Origin of the sequence: Roseomonas sp. KE0001 (assembly GCF_016107285.1) — a bacterium.
Classification (GTDB): domain Bacteria; phylum Pseudomonadota; class Alphaproteobacteria; order Acetobacterales; family Acetobacteraceae; genus Pseudoroseomonas.
On record NZ_RCVQ01000008.1, the window covers coordinates 37,236 to 52,234 of the forward strand.

General features: G+C 75.4%; 13 protein-coding genes, 1 pseudogene and 1 riboswitch. Of the genes and pseudogenes, 10 read left to right on the plus strand and 4 right to left on the minus strand.

What is annotated here, in order from left to right; translation table 11 throughout:
* Positions 1–28 precede the first annotated feature (28 nt).
* Positions 29–271, plus strand: coding sequence for a DUF3297 family protein (locus tag D9598_RS15895; RefSeq protein WP_198367526.1), 243 nt, complete (start codon positions 29–31; stop codon positions 269–271).
* A 131-nt stretch (positions 272–402) separates the two neighbouring features.
* Here D9598_RS15895 and D9598_RS15900 read toward each other — a convergent pair whose 3' ends face one another.
* From D9598_RS15900 to proV, 3 genes are all read right to left on the minus strand, one after another.
* On the minus strand, positions 403–1,284 hold the full coding sequence (locus D9598_RS15900; RefSeq protein WP_198367527.1) for a glycine betaine ABC transporter substrate-binding protein: 882 nt from the start codon (positions 1,282–1,284) through the stop codon (positions 403–405).
* 73 nt (positions 1,285–1,357) lie between these two features.
* Positions 1,358–2,269 carry a proline/glycine betaine ABC transporter permease gene (locus D9598_RS15905; RefSeq protein ID WP_198367528.1) on the minus strand — a complete coding sequence of 304 codons (912 nt, stop codon included), beginning with the start codon at positions 2,267–2,269 and terminating at the stop codon, positions 1,358–1,360.
* Positions 2,270–2,285: 16 nt separating this feature from the next.
* A complete protein-coding gene (proV, locus tag D9598_RS15910) occupies positions 2,286–3,494 on the minus strand; it encodes a glycine betaine/L-proline ABC transporter ATP-binding protein ProV (RefSeq protein WP_198367708.1) in 1,209 nt (402 codons plus the stop codon).
* Positions 3,495–4,060: 566 nt separating this feature from the next.
* A riboswitch (cobalamin riboswitch) is annotated at positions 4,061–4,290 on the plus strand.
* Positions 4,291–4,423: 133 nt separating this feature from the next.
* Here proV and D9598_RS15915 point away from each other — a divergent pair.
* The 7 genes from D9598_RS15915 to cobJ all read left to right on the plus strand — a co-directional run bounded on the left by D9598_RS15915 (position 4,424) and on the right by cobJ (position 12,649).
* Complete coding sequence (locus D9598_RS15915) at positions 4,424–4,825, plus strand: DUF1636 domain-containing protein (protein ID WP_198367529.1); 402 nt, start codon at positions 4,424–4,426, stop codon at positions 4,823–4,825.
* Positions 4,822–5,853: a cobalamin biosynthesis protein CobW gene (gene cobW / locus D9598_RS15920; protein ID WP_198367530.1), complete on the plus strand. Its 1,032-nt coding sequence runs from the start codon at positions 4,822–4,824 to the stop codon at positions 5,851–5,853. The genes D9598_RS15915 and cobW overlap by 4 nt, the downstream gene beginning before the upstream one ends.
* Before the next feature lie 93 nt (positions 5,854–5,946).
* Positions 5,947–9,297 (plus strand): cobaltochelatase subunit CobN, encoded by a 3,351-nt coding sequence (cobN, locus tag D9598_RS15925; RefSeq protein WP_198367531.1) that lies wholly within the window; start codon positions 5,947–5,949, stop codon positions 9,295–9,297.
* Between the two features lie 10 nt (positions 9,298–9,307).
* On the plus strand, positions 9,308–10,495 hold the full coding sequence (locus D9598_RS15930; RefSeq protein ID WP_198367532.1) for a precorrin-3B synthase: 1,188 nt from the start codon (positions 9,308–9,310) through the stop codon (positions 10,493–10,495).
* The gene (locus D9598_RS15935; protein ID WP_198367533.1) at positions 10,492–11,124 is read left to right on the plus strand and encodes a precorrin-8X methylmutase; all 633 of its coding nucleotides are present in this window, start codon (positions 10,492–10,494) and stop codon (positions 11,122–11,124) included. Before D9598_RS15930 ends, D9598_RS15935 begins: the two co-directional genes overlap by 4 nt.
* Positions 11,121–11,903 carry a precorrin-2 C(20)-methyltransferase gene (locus D9598_RS15940; RefSeq protein ID WP_198367534.1) on the plus strand — a complete coding sequence of 261 codons (783 nt, stop codon included), beginning with the start codon at positions 11,121–11,123 and terminating at the stop codon, positions 11,901–11,903. Before D9598_RS15935 ends, D9598_RS15940 begins: the two co-directional genes overlap by 4 nt.
* Positions 11,900–12,649 (plus strand): precorrin-3B C(17)-methyltransferase, encoded by a 750-nt coding sequence (gene cobJ / locus D9598_RS15945; protein WP_198367535.1) that lies wholly within the window; start codon positions 11,900–11,902, stop codon positions 12,647–12,649. Before D9598_RS15940 ends, cobJ begins: the two co-directional genes overlap by 4 nt.
* Here the strand turns inward: cobJ and D9598_RS15950 are convergent.
* Positions 12,622–13,401 (minus strand): cobalt-precorrin-6A reductase, encoded by a 780-nt coding sequence (locus D9598_RS15950; RefSeq protein WP_198367536.1) that lies wholly within the window; start codon positions 13,399–13,401, stop codon positions 12,622–12,624. The two genes, cobJ and D9598_RS15950, sit on opposite strands and share 28 nt — an antisense overlap.
* On the opposite strand from D9598_RS15950, the pseudogene cbiE reads away from it, so the two are divergent.
* Positions 13,389–14,597: pseudogene (gene cbiE / locus D9598_RS15955) on the plus strand (precorrin-6y C5,15-methyltransferase (decarboxylating) subunit CbiE); the annotation flags it as partial. The gene D9598_RS15950 and the pseudogene cbiE overlap by 13 nt on opposite strands.
* Positions 14,577–14,969: a cobalamin biosynthesis protein gene (locus D9598_RS21180; RefSeq protein ID WP_370592063.1), complete on the plus strand. Its 393-nt coding sequence runs from the start codon at positions 14,577–14,579 to the stop codon at positions 14,967–14,969. The pseudogene cbiE and the gene D9598_RS21180, both read left to right, overlap by 21 nt.
* Positions 14,970–14,999 lie beyond the last annotated feature (30 nt).

Below are 14,999 nucleotides of genomic sequence, written 5' to 3' on the forward strand. Positions count from 1 at the left end.
GACCACGACATTGCGACGGGAGCCGCCGATGACCGACACTCCGCCCGACCGACTCTCCGCCGATCCGGCGAGCCCCTTCTACGACGCGGCCCTGCTGGAGCGCGGCATCGGCGTGCGCTTCAAGGGCGTCGAGAAGAACAATGTCGAGGAATACTGCGTCAGCGAGGGCTGGGTGCGGCTCTCGGTCGGCAAGTCGCTGGACCGCAGGGGCAAGCCGATGACCATGAAGCTGCAGGGCACGGTCGAGCCCTATTTCCGCGACGCCGGCTGAGGCCGCGGGGCGCGCCGGAGCGCCCCTTCCCCTCCCCGCCGGCGCCCCGGCCCGCCCGGGACGCGTGGCGGGAGGGGACGGCGCACCGGGGAAGGGCCGGCGCCCCTCCCGCCGGGAAGGCGCGCCGCCGCTCAGGCCGGCAGCCAGCCCTTCACGCGCTCGCCATGCTCCGCGATGTACTGGGACACGGCGGTGTCGAAGTCCTTCTCCTGCGCCAGCAGCATGGACCGCTCCAGCTCGTCCAGCGGCAGGTTCAGGCGGGAGAGGAAGGCCGCGACCTTGGGGACCGCCTCGGTGAGGCCGGGACGGCCGAGGGCCAGAACCTGCTCCTCGCCGCCCAGCGCCTGCTTCGGGTCCGCCAGGTAGCGCAGCTCGTACTTGCCGAACATCCAGTGCGGGCTCCAGGCCGTGGCGACGATCCAACGCTCGCCCCGGATGCTGCGGTCCAGCATGCTGAGCATGGCGGCCTCGCTCGATTCCTGTAGCGTGTAGTCGAGCTCGTAGGCCTTCACGGCCTCCTGCGACAGGCGCGTCAGGCCGGCACCGGGCTCGATGCCCTGGACGCGGCCGCCGAGCCTGCCGCGCACCTCGGGCTTCGCCAGATCGGCAATCGAGGCGAGCTCGGCCTCCGGCACATACTTCGGCACCACCCAGCCCAGCTTGGCGCCGGTGTAGAGCGTGCCGAGCTTCTCCACCTTCCCCTCGACGCGCTTGAAGTAGTCGGCATGGGTCTGCGGCAGCCAGCACATCAGCATGGCATCGACATCGCCGCGCGTGATGCCCTGGTAGAGCGGCGCCACGTCGGTCTGCACCAGCTCGACCTTGTGGCCCAGCCGGTCCTCGATCAGCCGGGCGGCGAGGCGGGTGATGAACTCCGCGTCTGCCCAGGGGGCGAAGCCCAGCTTGATGGTGGCGCCCGACTGGGCGCGCGCGGGGCGGGGCAGGCTCATCGGCAGGGCGGCGGCACCGAGGCCGGCGGACAGGGTCAGGAAGGCGCGCTTGTTCAGCAGCATTCTGGCGTTCTTTCTTCTCTGTTGCGGATTTGCGGAATGGCGGAGGTGGGCCGCCGGTGCGGCCTCGCCGGTCTCAGCCGCGGGCGGCCGGCGCCGCGGCGGGCGCCTCCGAACGGCCGGCGAAGAGCTGGCGCAGGCTGAAGCCCAAACCCTTCCGGCCCTCCTGCTGGCCGAAGCTCTGCGTGATGCGGTCGAGCAGCACGGCGAGCACGACGACGGCCAGGCCACCCTCGAAGCCGGTGCCGACATCGAGCCGCTGGATGCCGGTGAGCACGGTGTTGCCGAGGCCACCGGCGCCGATCATCGAGGCGATGACGACCATCGACAGCGACAGCATGATGGTCTGGTTGATGCCGGCCATGATCGAGGGCAGCGCGTTCGGGATCTGCACCTTCCAGAGCAGCTGCGAGGGGGTGCAGCCGAAGGCGAGACCGGCCTCGATGAACTCCGCATGCACCTGGCGGATGCCGAGGTTGGTCAGGCGCACCACCGGCGGCATGGCGAAGATGACGGTCGCGATGGTGCCCGGCACGGCGCCGAGGCCGAAGAACATGGCGGCCGGGATCAGGTAGACGAAGGCCGGCATGGTCTGCATCAGGTCGAGCGTCGGGCGCAGCAGCATCTGCCCGAGCCCGCTGCGCGCCATGGCGATGCCGAGGGGGACGCCCATGACGATGGCGATGACGGTCGCCGCCAGCACCAGGCCGAGCGTCTCCATCATCCGGTCCCACAGCCCCATGCCGGTGATCAGCAGCAGCGCCGCGACGGCGAAGACGGCGAACCTCCAGCCCACGCGCCACAGCGCCAGCAGCGCGATGATCGCGATCATCGCCGGGGCCGGCAGCAGATGCAGCCCGGACTGGATGCCGCCGGTGACGAAGCCGATGACGGCCGCGATGGCGTCCAGCGCGGGGGTGAAGTGGTCGAGCACATAGTTGACGACGGCATCGGCACCCTCGCCGATGCGCAGATCCATACCCTGCATGATCTCTCCTCCCCCCTCAGTTGCCGGACCGGTCGAGCGTGCTGAGCAGCGCCGACTTGCTGATGGAGCCGAGGTAGCGGCGGCTCTCGTCCACCACCGGCACCGGGAAGGGGCTTTGCGCCACGCGGCCCATCACGTCGGACAGGGTCTCGGCGGCGGCGATGGGCTCCACCTCCGGCAGGAAGGCGCGGTGATAGGGGTCCGCCCCGCCGTCACGCGCCGCGCGGGCGAGGGATTCGGCGCTGACCATGCCGTGGTAGCGCTTGTCCCGCCCGACGATGATGGCGACGTCGCGGTCGTGCCGGCGCATCCGCTCCAGCGCCGCATGCACCGCCATGCCGCGCCGGTCGATCAGCGTCACCTGCGTCTCGCGCGCGATGTCGCCGGCGCGGAAGACCTGCGACACATCCACGTTGCGGAAGAAGGAGCGGACATAGTCGTTGGCCGGGTTGGTCACGATCTCGTCCGGCGTGCCGACCTGCACGACATTGCCGTGCTGCATGATGGCGATGCGGTCGCCGATGCGCATGGCCTCGTCGAGATCGTGGCTGACGAAGATGATGGTGCGGCTCTGCTCGGACTGCAGACGCAGCAGCTCGTCCTGCATCTCGGTGCGGATCAGCGGATCGAGCGCCGAGAAGGCCTCGTCCATCAGCAGCACGCTGGGCTCGCTCGCCAGGGCGCGGGCGAGGCCGACGCGCTGCTTCATGCCGCCCGAGAGCTGGTCCGGCCGGCTCTCGGCATAGGCGGCGAGGCCGACGCCCTCCAGCGCCGCCATGGCCTTGCGCCGCCGCTCCGCCTCGCCGATGCCGGCCACCTCCAGCCCGAAGGCCGCGTTGTCGATCACCGTGCGGTTGGGCAGCAGGGCGAAGGACTGGAAGACCATGCTCATGTCGCGGCGGCGCAGCTCGATCAGCTCGCGCTTCGACATCTTCGTGATGTCCTGGCCGTCGATGAGGATCTCGCCGGCCGAGGGTTCGATCAGCCGGTTCAGCAGCCGCAGCAGGGTGGATTTGCCGGAGCCGGAGAGGCCCATGATGACGAAGATCTCGCCGGCATGGATGTCGAAGCTGGCGTCGTTGACGCCGAGGGTGCAGCCGGTCTCGGCCTTGATGGTGTCCTTGTCGCGGCCCTGCCGCACCATGCGGAGCGCGGCGTCGGGATCGTCGCCGAACACCTTGTAGACATGCCGGAGGGCGATCTTCACCGGGGCCTGCTCGGCCATCGGGTCGGTGGTGGCCCCGCCGGGCCGGTCGGCCGGGATCGCCGCCGGGGATGACGGGGGGGTCTGCGCTGGATTGTCCATGTGTCTGCCTTGCGGTCTGCCCTCCGCCGGGCGGGGGCGGACACCTCCATGATCGGTTCCGAGGGGTGGCGGCCACGAGGGGCCAGGCCCGGCCAGTTTCAGCCGCGCCGCCCCGAAAATGACACAATTCTGTGCCGCCACGTCTATTGGTGAGGAAACCTAATACAGCCTCGTCTCAGAGTCTACCAAAAATCGCATTTCCGGCCGCGCCGCCGAATGGATTACCGCGATAACGCCGCCCTGGTAACATAGACTCTTCGTGATTTCTTTCGGAATCTTCCTATTCAAGTAATTTACACTTTATCCCTATTACATATTGCCGCGCTTGTTCCATTCCCGAAGTCATGGAAACTTCGCGGCCAAGCTGCGCCCGGAGGCGGGCCGGATCGAATTGTGTCCTTCGCCCGGGGCTGACCCGTTGTGGCGGCGGCGTCGCGGTTTCAGCCGGGCGGGGTGGCGGCGATTGACTCGCCGCCACCCCGCCGCCTAGGAGACGGCCAGATGGTCTCCCGCCATCGGCGGCTGCCGGGGCGGGGGTGAAAAGGGAATGCGGTGCGGGCTCCCCGGGGCCCCAGGCCGCGGCTGCCCCCGCAACTGTAGGCGGAGAGCGGCCCGCCGACATGCCACTGGCCGCGCCGCGAGGGGTGGCCGGGAAGGCCGGCGGGGCGCGCCCGATCCGTGAGCCAGGAGACCTGCCATCCCCATCGGATCGTGCCACCGGGCGGGGTGCCCCGGCGGGCGGCGATGTGTCCGGGGGTTCCGTCCTCCCGGCGCCTCGACCCGGTCGCCGCATGGCGCCGGGCGGTCGGCACTCCGTGACCGCCTCGCGACGGAGGACCGCCGTGCCGATGATCGAGCCGAACCGGGAGCCGCCCACGCTGCTGGTCTGTGTCACCTGCCGCGCCGACCGGCCGCTCGCCGAGGGTGAGACGCCGCCCGGCCGCCGGCTGCACGACGCCGTGGCGGCGGCGCTGGCCGCCCATCCCGCGCCGCCGGTCGCGCTGCGCCCCGTCACCTGCCTGGCCGTCTGCGAGCGCGGCTGCGCCGCCGCCATGACCGCGCCGGGCAAGTGGAGCTATCTGCTCGGCCATCTGGAGGCGGGGCAGGCCGCCGACCTGCTGGCCTATGGCGCCACCTACGCCGCCCATCCCAGCGGCGCCGTGCTGCCCTCCCGCCGCCCCGAATCGCTGCGCCGCGCCGTGCTCGGCCGGCTGCCCTCCCTCCTTCCCGCCCCGGAGTCCGCCGCATGAGCACGCTGGAGAAGACCCCCGCCACCATCGTCACCGGCTTCCTCGGCGCCGGGAAGACGACGCTGCTGCGCCAGGTGATGGCGCAGGCGGAGGGGCGGCGCATCGCCATCATCGTCAACGAGTTCGGCGCGCTCGGCATCGATGGGGAGACGCTGAAGAGCTGCGGCATCCCGGGCTGCGCCGAGGAGAACATCGTCGAGCTGGCCAATGGCTGCCTCTGCTGCACCGTGGCCGACGACTTCATCCCGACCATGCAGGCACTGCTCGACCGGCCGGAGCCGCCGGAGCACATCCTGATCGAGACCTCCGGCCTCGCCCTGCCGAAGCCGCTGATCAAGGCCTTCAACTGGCCCGGCATCCGCTCCCGCGTCACCGTCGATGGCGTGATCACCGTGGTCGACGGCCCCGCCGTGGCCGAGGGCCGCTTCGCCGACGACCCCGCGGCGGTCGCGGCGCAGCGCGCGGCCGACCCGTCGCTCGATCACGACAACCCGCTGGCCGAGGTCTACGAGGACCAGCTCGCCAGCGCCGACCTCGTGGTGCTGAACAAGGCCGATCTGCTGGATGCCGCCGCGCTGGAGCGGCTGACCGGCGAGATCGCCGCCGGCCTGCCGCGCGCCGTCAAGGTGGTGCCGGCCCGGGAAGGGGCGCTGGATGCGGCGCTGCTGCTCGGCCTCGGCGCCGCGGCCGAGGACGACCTCGCCGCCCGCCCCTCGCACCACGATGCCGAGGACGGCGCGCACGAGCATGACGACTTCGACAGCTTCGTCATCGTCCTGCCCGAGATCGCGGAGGCGGACGCGCTGGTGGCGCGCCTGCGGCGGGCGGCCGAGGCGCATGACGTGCTGCGGATGAAGGGCTTCGTGCGCCTGGCGGGCAAGCCGATGCGGCTGGTCGTGCAGGGCGTCGGCACCCGCTTCCGGCAGGAGTTCGACCGCCCCTGGCCGGACGACCGCGACGGCCATGTCGTCATCATCGGCCGCAGCGGGATGGACCAGGACGGCATCGCCCGGATCATCCTGGGCTGAGCACCCGCGGGGAGGCGGCCTTGGGGATGACCACCGGTCCGGCCCTCCCCAGATGCGGATGGATCGCCTGAACCTCGGGAGCGCCCCGGCACCGTGCATCTCCTCCCCCGCGAGACCCGATCCCTGGACGAGGCCGAGGCCGCCATCGACCTCGGCCAGAGCCCGGCCGAGCTGGTGCTGCTCTCCTTCACCGACAGCGACCTCGCCGCCGCCGCCGCGGCCTGGGACAGCCTGCCCGCCCCGCGCCCCTCGCTGCGGCTGGCCAGCCTGGCCCGGCTGCGCCACCCGCTCTCGGTCGATCTCTATGCCGAGAGCGTGCTGGAGCGGGCGCGCTGCATCGTCATCCGCCTGCTCGGCGGGCTGGACTACTGGCGCTACGGCGCCGAGGAGGTGGCGGCGCTCTGCCGCGCCCGCGGCATCCCGCTGGCCCTGCTGCCGGGGGATGGGCGGGCGGATGCGCGGCTCGACGCCCTCTCCACCCTGGCGGCGCCGCTGCGGACGCGGCTGGACGCGCTGCTGCGCGCCGGCGGCCCGGCCAACCATGCCGCCGCCCTGCGCCTCGCCGCCCATGCCGCCGGCCTCGGCCCGGATGACGGCGCGCGGCCGGCGCCGCTGCCCGCCGCCGGCGAGCACCCGCTGGGGGCGGAGGAGCCCGACCCCGAGGCGGTGGTCGTCTTCTACCGGGCGCATCTCCTGGCCGGGGACATGGCGCCCTTCGAAGCGCTGGCGGCGGCGCTGCGGGCCCGCGGCCTGCGGGTCCGCGGCCTCCACGCCGCCAGCCTGAAGGAGCCTGAATCGGCCGGCCTCGTCGCCGGCTGCCTCGCCGCCTGGCGTCCCGCCGTCGTGCTCAACGCCACCGCCTTCGCCGCCCGGCAGCAGGGCGCCTCGCCGCTGGAGGCGGCCGGCGCGCCGGTGCTGCAGCTCGTGCTCTCCGGCGTGCCGCGCCCGGTGTGGGAGGCCTCCTCGCGCGGCCTCTCGCAGAGCGACCTCGCCATGCAGGTGGCGCTGCCCGAGCTGGACGGGCGGCTGCTGACCACGGCCATCGCCTTCAAGGCCGAGGCCGAGCCGCATCCGGCGCTGGAATACGCCCCCACCCTGCTGCGCCCGGACCCGGAGGGCATCGCCCTCGTCGCCGACCGGGCGCTCGGATGGGCGCGGCTCGCCGCCACGCCGCGCGCGGCGCGCCGCCTCGCCGTGCTGCTCTCCGACTATCCCGGCGTGCCGGGGCGGGAGTCCGGCCAGGCCGGCCATGCGGTGGGGCTCGACAGCTTCGCCAGCCTCGCCGCGCTGATCGAGGATCTGACGGCCGCGGGCTACACCATCGGCACACCGCCGCCGTCCTCGGAGGACCTCGCCCGCGCCCTGACCACCGCGCCGCCGGCGCCCTTCCTCTCCCTGGAGGCCTACCGCGCCGGTCTGGCCACGCTCCCCGCCGCGCTGCGCGAGGCCGTCGAGGCCGCCTGGGGCCCACCCGAGGCCGATCCGCTGCTGCGCGACGGCGCCTTCCATCTTCGCCATCTCCGCCTCGGCCACCTGCTGCTCGCGGTGCAGCCCGAGCGCGGCGCCCGGCTGGACCGCAAGGCCGGCTACCACGACCCCGACACGCCGCCGCGCCACGGCTACATCGCCTTCTACCTGGCGCTGCGGGACGTGGCCGATGTCCTGCTGCACCTCGGCACCCATGGCACGCTGGAATGGCTGCCGGGCAAGGCGACGGCGCTCTCCGCCGCCTGCGCGCCCGCCGCCCTGCTGCGCGGCCTGCCCGTCGTCTATCCCTTCATCGTCAACAATCCGGGCGAGGCGGCGGTGGCCAAGCGGCGGCTCGGCGCCGTCACCCTCGGCCACCTGACCCCGCCGCTGACCCGCGCCGGGCATCACGGCGCCGGGCTGGAGCTGGAGCGGCTGATCGACGAATACGCCGCCGCCGACGGGCTGGACCGCCGCCGCACCGCCCTGCTGCGCCGCGCCATCCTGGAGCGCGCCGAGGCGGCCGGACTGCTGGCCGAGAGCGCCATTCCGCGCGGCCTGCCCGAGGAGGAGACGCTCGCCCGGCTCGACGCCTGGCTCTGCGACGTGAAGGAGATGCAGATCCGCGACGGGCTGCATGTCCTGGGCCGCGCGCCCGAGCCGGAGCGCCGCGCCGCGCTGCTCGACGCCCTCTGCCACGCCAGCCCTGCCCTGCCGCGCGCCGCGCTGGCCGAGCGGCTCGACGCCTCGGCCCGCGGCGAGCGGCAGGCGCTGCTGGCGACGCTGGATGGCCGCTTCGCCGAGCCGGGCCCGGCCGGCGCGCCGAGCCGCGGCCGCGCCGACGTGCTGCCCACCGGCCGCAACCTCTACGCCATCGATCCGCGCAACATCCCCACCCGCTCGGCCCTCGCCCTGGCGGAGCGGGCCGCCGCCGAGCTGCTGCGCCGCCACCGGCAGGACCATGGCGACTGGCCCCGCTCCCTGGTGATCGATCTCTGGGGCAGCGCCACGCTGCGCACCGGCGGCGAGGACCTCGCCCTGGCCCTGCTGCTGATCGGCGCCCGGCCGCTCTGGGACGAGGGCTCGGCCCGCGTCACCGGTATCGAGATCCTGCCGCTGGCCGAGATGGCGCATCCCCGGCTCGACGTCACGCTGCGCATCTCCGGCCTGTTCCGCGACGCCTTTCCCGGCCAGATCGCGCTGTTCGACGAGGCGGTGCGCGCCATCGCGGCGCGCGACGAGGCGGCCGACTGGAACCCGCTCGCCGCCGCCGCGCGCGGCCTCGAGGGCGCGGCCTGGCGCCAGGCCACCGCCCGCGTCTTCGGCGCCGCCCCCGGTCGCTACGGCGCCGGGGTGGAGGAGAAGCTGGCGCGCGGCGCCTGGTCGGACGCCGACGAGCTGGGCCAGGACTGGCTCGCCGCCTCGGCCAGCGCCTACGGGAAGGGGCTGGAGGGCACCCCGCTGCCGGAAGCGCTGCGCCGCCAGCTCGGCCGCGCCGAGGCCTATCTGCACAGCCAGGACCATGCCGAGGCCGACCTGCTGGACAGCCCGGACTACGCCGCCCATGCCGGCGGGCTGGCCGCCGCCGCGCGCGGCCTCGGCGCCGCCCCCGCCCTCTACCACGCCGACACCAGCCGGCCCGAGGCGCCGCGCCTGCGCGCCCTGGCCGAGGAGGTGGCGCGCGCGGTGCGCGGCCGCGCCGCCAATCCGGCCTGGATCGCCGGGATGATGCGGCACGGCCATCGCGGCGCGGCCGAGATCGCGCGGCCGGTGGAGGCGCTGCTGGCCTTCGCCGCCACCCTGCCGGCACGCTTCGACCGCCAGTTCGAGCTGATCCATGCCGCGACGCTGGGCGATGCGGCGGTCGCCGCCTTCCTGGCCGCGCACAACCCCGCCGCGCTCGCCGCGCTGCGCGCCCGGCTGGAGGAGGCGCGGGAGCGGGGGTTGTGGCGGCCCCTGCGGAACGACGTGCCGTGAGCGGGGGCCCGTGACCCGCATCCGGGGCTGGTGCCCCTCCCTCTACGATCCCATGGAAAGCGGGGACGGCCTGCTGGTCCGCGTCAAGCCGCCGCTGGCCCGGCTCTCGGCGGAGCAGGCGCTGGTTCTGGCCGAGGCCGCCGGCGCGGCGGGAAACGGGCGGATCGAGCTGACCCAGCGGGCCAATCTGCAGGTCCGGGGCCTGACCGCCGCCCGCCTGCCCGGCTTCGTCGCGGCCCTGCGCGGCGCCGGGCTGGCCGATCCCGATCCGGGCGTGGAGCGCCGCCGCAACCTGATCCCGCCGCCCCTGCCCTCCCCGGCGGCCGAGGCCCTGTGCCGGGCGCTGGAGGCGGTGCTGGCCGCCGCCCCCGCGGCCCTGCCGGGCAAGTTCGGCCTCGCCCTGGCCGAGGCGGCGGAGCCCTGCCCCGGCGCCGACATCATGCTGCGGCTCGCGGCCGGCGGCGTCACGCTACGGCTGGCGGGGGGCGAGGCGGTGGCGCGCAGCGCGGCGGCGGAGGCCCCCGCGGCGGTCGCCCGGCTGATCGCGGCGCTGCTCGACGGGCCGCCGGGCCGCATGGCCCAGGCGGTGCGCGAGCAGGGCGCCGCCGCGCTGTTCGCGCGGGCCGGGCTGACGGCCGGCGCGTCGCCGCCGCCTGAGGAAGCGCCAGCCGGGCCGCCAGTCGGGCCATCAGTCGGGCCATCAGTCGGGCCATCAGTCGGCGCCCTGGCGGGCGGCTTCGGCCTCGGCCTGCCCTTCGGCGTCATGACGGTGCCGGCGTTGCGGGAACTGGCCGCGCTGGCCGCGGCGGAGGGCGATGGCAGCCTGCGCCTGACGCCCTGGCGCAGCGTGCTGCTGCCCGGGGTTCGCCGGGCGGCGGTCCCCGGCCTGATCGACGATCCCGCCGATCCGCGCCTGGCGCTCCGCGCCTGCCCGGGCAGCGAGGGCTGCGCCAGCGGCCGCGCCCCAGTGCGGCGCGAGGCGCTGGCCCTGCTGGGGCTGTTGCGGGCGCCGCCGCCGGGCTTGCTGCATCTCTCCGGTTGCGCCAAAGGCTGCGCGCATCCCGGCCCGGCGGCGCTGGTGCTGGTGGCCGAGGCGCCGGGGCGCTACGCCCTGGTCCGCCACGGCCGCGCCGGGGATGCGCCGCTGGCCGCCGGCCTCTCCCTGGCCGAGGCGGCGGCGAGGATGGAAGAGAGATGAGCGGACCCTACGACTACATCCGCGACGGCGCGGCCATCTACGCCAAGTCCTTCGCCACCATCCGCGCCGAGGCCGACCTCGCCGGCCTCACGCCGGAGCAGGCGCGCGTCGCGGTGCGCGTCATCCATGCCTGCGGCCAGGTCGAGGTGGCACGGTCGCTGCGCTTCCATCCTGCCTTCGCCGCCGCCGCCCGCGCCGCGCTGCTGGCCGGCGCGCCCATCCTCTGCGACGCGCAGATGGTGGCGCATGGCATCACCCGCGCCCGCCTGCCGGCCGGCAACGCGGTGGTCTGCACCCTGTCGGAGCCGGAGGTGCCGGAGCTGGCGCGGCGCCTCGGCAACACCCGCTCGGCGGCCGCGCTGCATCTCTGGGGGGACCGGCTCGGCGGCGCGCTGGTCGCCATCGGCAACGCGCCCACCGCGCTGTTCCATCTGCTGGAGCGGATCGAGGCCGGCGCGCCGCCGCCCGCCGCCATCATCGGCCTGCCGGTCGGCTTCGTCGGCGCGGCGGAATCCAAGGCGGCGCTGGCGGCGCAGGACCGCATCCCCTGGATGATCGCCGAGGGGCGGATCGGCGGCAGCGCCATGGCGGTGGCCGCCGTCAACGCCCTGGCCTCGGAGCGGGAATGAGCGCAGCCCTCCACATCCTGGGCCTCGGCCCCGGCGATCCCGACCTCGTCACGCTGAAGGCCGCCCGCATCCTGGGCCGCGCGCCGGTTGTCGCCGGCTTCGCCAAGCGCGGGCGGGCGGGCCACGCCTGGAGCATCGCCGCGCCGCACCTCGACCCGGCCGCCGAGCGGCTGCGCTTCGACTATCCCTTCACCGTCGATGTCGGGGTGGCGGAGCCGCGCTACGCGCGCGAGATGGGCGCCTTCTACGACGATTGCGCCGCCGCCATCGCCGCGCATCTCGCCGCCGGGCGCGAGGTGGCGCTGCTCTGCGAGGGCGACCCCTTCCTCTACGGCTCGGCCATGTACCTCTTCGACCGGCTGCGGGCGCGGCATCCGGTCGAGGTGGTGCCGGGCATCATGGCCATGGCCGGCTGCTGGGCACGGGCCGGGGTGCCGATGGTGCAGGGGGACGAGACGCTGCGCGTGCTGCCCGCCACCCTGCCGGAGGCGGCGCTGGCCGCGGCGCTGGCCGGCACGGAGGCGGCGGTGATCATGAAGGTGGGGCGCCACCTGCCGAAGCTGCGCGCCGTGCTGGAGCGGGCCGGGCTGCTGGCGCGCGCCGTCTATGTCGAGCGCGGCACCCAGGCGGGCGAGGCGATCCAGCCCCTGGCCCTGCGGGACGACAGCCCGGCGCCCTATTTCTCCCTGGTGCTGGTGCCGGGCCGGCTGCCGCCCAGTGGGATGTCGGGCGGGATGTCGGGCGGGATGTCGGGCGGGATATCGGGCGGGGCGCCATGAGCCTCGACGTCATCGGCCTCGGCCCCGGCGATGCCGCGCTCCGCACTCCGGAGGCCGAGGCGGCGCTGGCCGCCGCCACCGACATCCTGGGCTATGGCCCCTATGTCGCGCGGGTACCGCCCCGGCCCGGCCAGCGGCGGCACGCCACCGACAACCGGCAGGAGCTGGAGCGCGCGCGCCACGCGCTGGAACTGGCGGCGGAGGGCGCGCGGGTGGCGGTGGTCTCCTCCGGCGATGCCGGCGTCTTCGCCATGGCCAGCGCGGTCTTCGAGGCGCTGGAGGCCGGGCCCGAGGCCTGGCGGGCGCTGGAGATCCGCGTGCTCCCCGGCATCTCCGCCATGTTCGCCGCCGCCGCCCGGCTGGGCGCGCCGCTCGGCCACGACTTCTGCGCCATCTCCCTCTCCGACAACCTCAAGCCCTGGGCGCTGGTGGAGAGGCGGCTGCGCCTGGCCGCCGAGGCCGGCTTCGTCCTGGCGCTCTACAACCCCATCTCCCGCGCCCGTCCCTGGCAGCTCGGCCGCGCCTTCGCGCTGCTGGCCGAGACCCTGCCCGGTACCACCCCGCTGGCCTTCGCCACCGCCATCTCCCGGCCCGAGGAGCGGATCGAGATCCGCGCCCTGGCCGAGGCCGACCCGGCCCTGGCCGACATGCGGACCCTGGTGCTGGTCGGCTCGGCCGCCACGCGGCTGATCCCGCGCCCGGGCGGGCGGCCCTGGCTCTACGCGCCGCGCTCGGTCCCGGCATGACGGCGCGCCAGCCAGTCCAGCGCCGCCCCGGCCTCCGCCACGGCCCCGAGCCCCGGCGGCGCGGCGGGGCGGGCCAGGAGATGCACCGGCAGGCCCAGCGCGCGCGCCGCCGCGAGCTTCGCCGCCACCGCCGTGCCGCCGGAATTCTTCGCCACCAGCACCTCGATGCGGGCTTCCCGCAGCAGGGCCAGTTCCGCCTCCGGGGCGAAGGGGCCGGTGTCCACGATCACCCGCGCGCGCGGTGGCAGGGCCTCGGCCGGGGGCGGATCGACGCTGCGGATCAGGTAGTCGTGCCAGGGCGCGGCGCGGAAGGCGGCCAGGTCCTTCCGCCCGACCGTCAGGAACACGCGGCGCGGCGCGGGGCCCAGGGCGGCCGCCAGCGCCTCCGGCGTGGCGTGCTCGCGCCAGTCGTCGCCGGGAACGGGGCGCCAGGGCGGGCGCTCCAGCCGCAGCAGGGGCGTGCCGGTCTCCGCCGCCGCCGCCAGCGCCTGGCGTGTCATGGCGGCGGCGAAGGGATGCGTGGCATCGACCAGCGCGCCGATGCCCTCCGCGCGCAGGAACTCCGCCAGCCCCGCCGCCCCGCCGAAGCCGCCGATCCGCAGCGGCACCGGCTGCGGCAGCGGCCGGCGCGTCACCCCGGCGAGCGACAGCAGGGGGGCGAAGCGGGCATCGCCCGCCACCGCGCGGGCGAGGTCCGACGCCTCGGTGGTGCCGCCCAGGATCAGCAGGCGCAAAGGGGATGAGCGGGCCATGGCTCGCCATCCTGGGGCTGGGCGAGGAGGGCGTCGAGGGCCTCTCTCCCGCCGCCGCCGCCCTGCTCTCCGGCGCCGAGGCGGTGTTCGGCGGCGCCCGCCACCTGGCGTTGGCCGCGCCGTTGCTGCGCGGCGCGGCGCATCCCTGGCCGAGCCCGCTCGACCTCGCTCCGCTGCTCGCCCTGCGCGGCCGGCGCGTGGCGGTGCTCGCCTCGGGCGATCCCTTCTGCTTCGGCATCGGCGCGCTGCTGGCGCGGCAGGTGCCGCCGGAGGAATTCCTCTGCCACCCGGCGCCCTCCGCCTTCGCCCTGGCCTGCGCCCGGCTCGGCTGGGCGCTGCAGGACTGCGCGACCATCTCCTTCTGCGGCCGGCCGCTGGCGCCGCTGCGGCCGCTGCTGCAGCCGGGCGCGCGCATCCTCGCCCTCTCGGCCGATGCCGCGACGCCCGCCGCCGTCGCGGCGCTGATGACCGGCCTCGGCTTCGGTCCCAGCCGCCTGCACCTGCTGGAGGCACTGGGCGGCCCGCGCGAGTGCATCTCCCGCACCACCGCCGGCGACTTCGCGGGCCACCCCGATCCGCTGAACATGCTGGCCATCGAGGTCGTTCCCGGCCCCTCGGCGCGGCCGCTGCCGCTGGCCGCCGGGCTGGCGGAGGATTTCTTCGAGCAGGACGGGCAGATCACCAAGCGCGAGGCCCGCGCCGCCGCCCTGGCCGCGCTGGCGCCCCATCCGGGCGAGCTGCTCTGGGACATCGGCGCCGGCAGTGGCTCGATCGGCATCGAATGGATGCTGCGCCACCCGGCCAACCGCGCCCTCGGCCTGGAGCCGAGGCCGGAGCGCCTGGCGCGGGCGGCGCGCAACGCCCTCACCCTTGGCGTGCCGGGCTACCGCCTGCTGCCTCTCGCGGCGCCGGCGGGGCTGGAGGGGCTGCCCACGCCGGACGCCATCTTCCTGGGCGGCGGCGCGGCCGCGCCGGGGGTGCTGGAGGCCGCCTGGGCGGCGCTGCGCCCCGGCGGGCGCCTGGTCGCCCATGCGGTGACGGTGGAGACCGAGGCGCGGCTCTTCGAGGCCGAGGCGCTGTGGGGCGGCGGGCTGACCCGGCTCTCGGTGGCGCGGCTGGCGCGGATCGGGCAGCGGCGCGGCTTCCGCCCGGCCATGACCGTCACGCAATACGCGGTGGAGAAGCCCCGCGCCGCCGAGGCGCCCACCGCCCTGGCCGGCCTCGGCTGCCGCCCCGGCGCCAGTGCCGAGGCCGTGCTGGCGCTGCTGCGCGAGGCGGAGGGGCGCAGCGGCCGGCGCATCGTCCGCCTGGCCGCGCCCTTCTTCCGCCAGGGCATGCCGGCGCTGGAGGAGGCCGCCCGGCGCCTCGGCCTGCCGCTCGACTGGATCGGCCATGCCGCCCTGCTGGCGGTGCAGCCCCGTTGCCCGACCCGCTCCGAGGCGGCGTTGCGCGCCACCGGCCTGGCCAGCGTGGCGGAAGGCTGCGCCCTGGCGGCGGGCGGGGCGCTGCTGCTGCCCCGCATCGCCGAAGGCGGGGTGAGCTGCGCGCTGGCCGAGCCGCCGCCATGATCCCGGCAGGCGCGGCGGCGCCGGACCATC

What these genes read in the sequence shown, in the direction of transcription:
- D9598_RS15935 (WP_198367533.1), top strand. Translation starts at nt 10,492, where the DNA reads ATGAGCGGACCCTACGACTACATCCGCGACGGCGCGGCCATCTACGCC.
- D9598_RS15895 (WP_198367526.1), top strand. Translation starts at nt 29, where the DNA reads ATGACCGACACTCCGCCCGACCGACTCTCCGCCGATCCGGCGAGCCCC.
- cobW (WP_198367530.1), top strand. Translation starts at nt 4,822, where the DNA reads ATGAGCACGCTGGAGAAGACCCCCGCCACCATCGTCACCGGCTTCCTC.
- D9598_RS15950 (WP_198367536.1), bottom strand. Translation starts at nt 13,401, where the DNA reads ATGGCCCGCTCATCCCCTTTGCGCCTGCTGATCCTGGGCGGCACCACC.
- D9598_RS15915 (WP_198367529.1), top strand. Translation starts at nt 4,424, where the DNA reads ATGATCGAGCCGAACCGGGAGCCGCCCACGCTGCTGGTCTGTGTCACC.
- cobJ (WP_198367535.1), top strand. Translation starts at nt 11,900, where the DNA reads ATGAGCCTCGACGTCATCGGCCTCGGCCCCGGCGATGCCGCGCTCCGC.
- D9598_RS15905 (WP_198367528.1), bottom strand. Translation starts at nt 2,269, where the DNA reads ATGCAGGGTATGGATCTGCGCATCGGCGAGGGTGCCGATGCCGTCGTC.
- D9598_RS15900 (WP_198367527.1), bottom strand. Translation starts at nt 1,284, where the DNA reads ATGCTGCTGAACAAGCGCGCCTTCCTGACCCTGTCCGCCGGCCTCGGT.
- proV (WP_198367708.1), bottom strand. Translation starts at nt 3,494, where the DNA reads ATGGCCGAGCAGGCCCCGGTGAAGATCGCCCTCCGGCATGTCTACAAG.
- D9598_RS15940 (WP_198367534.1), top strand. Translation starts at nt 11,121, where the DNA reads ATGAGCGCAGCCCTCCACATCCTGGGCCTCGGCCCCGGCGATCCCGAC.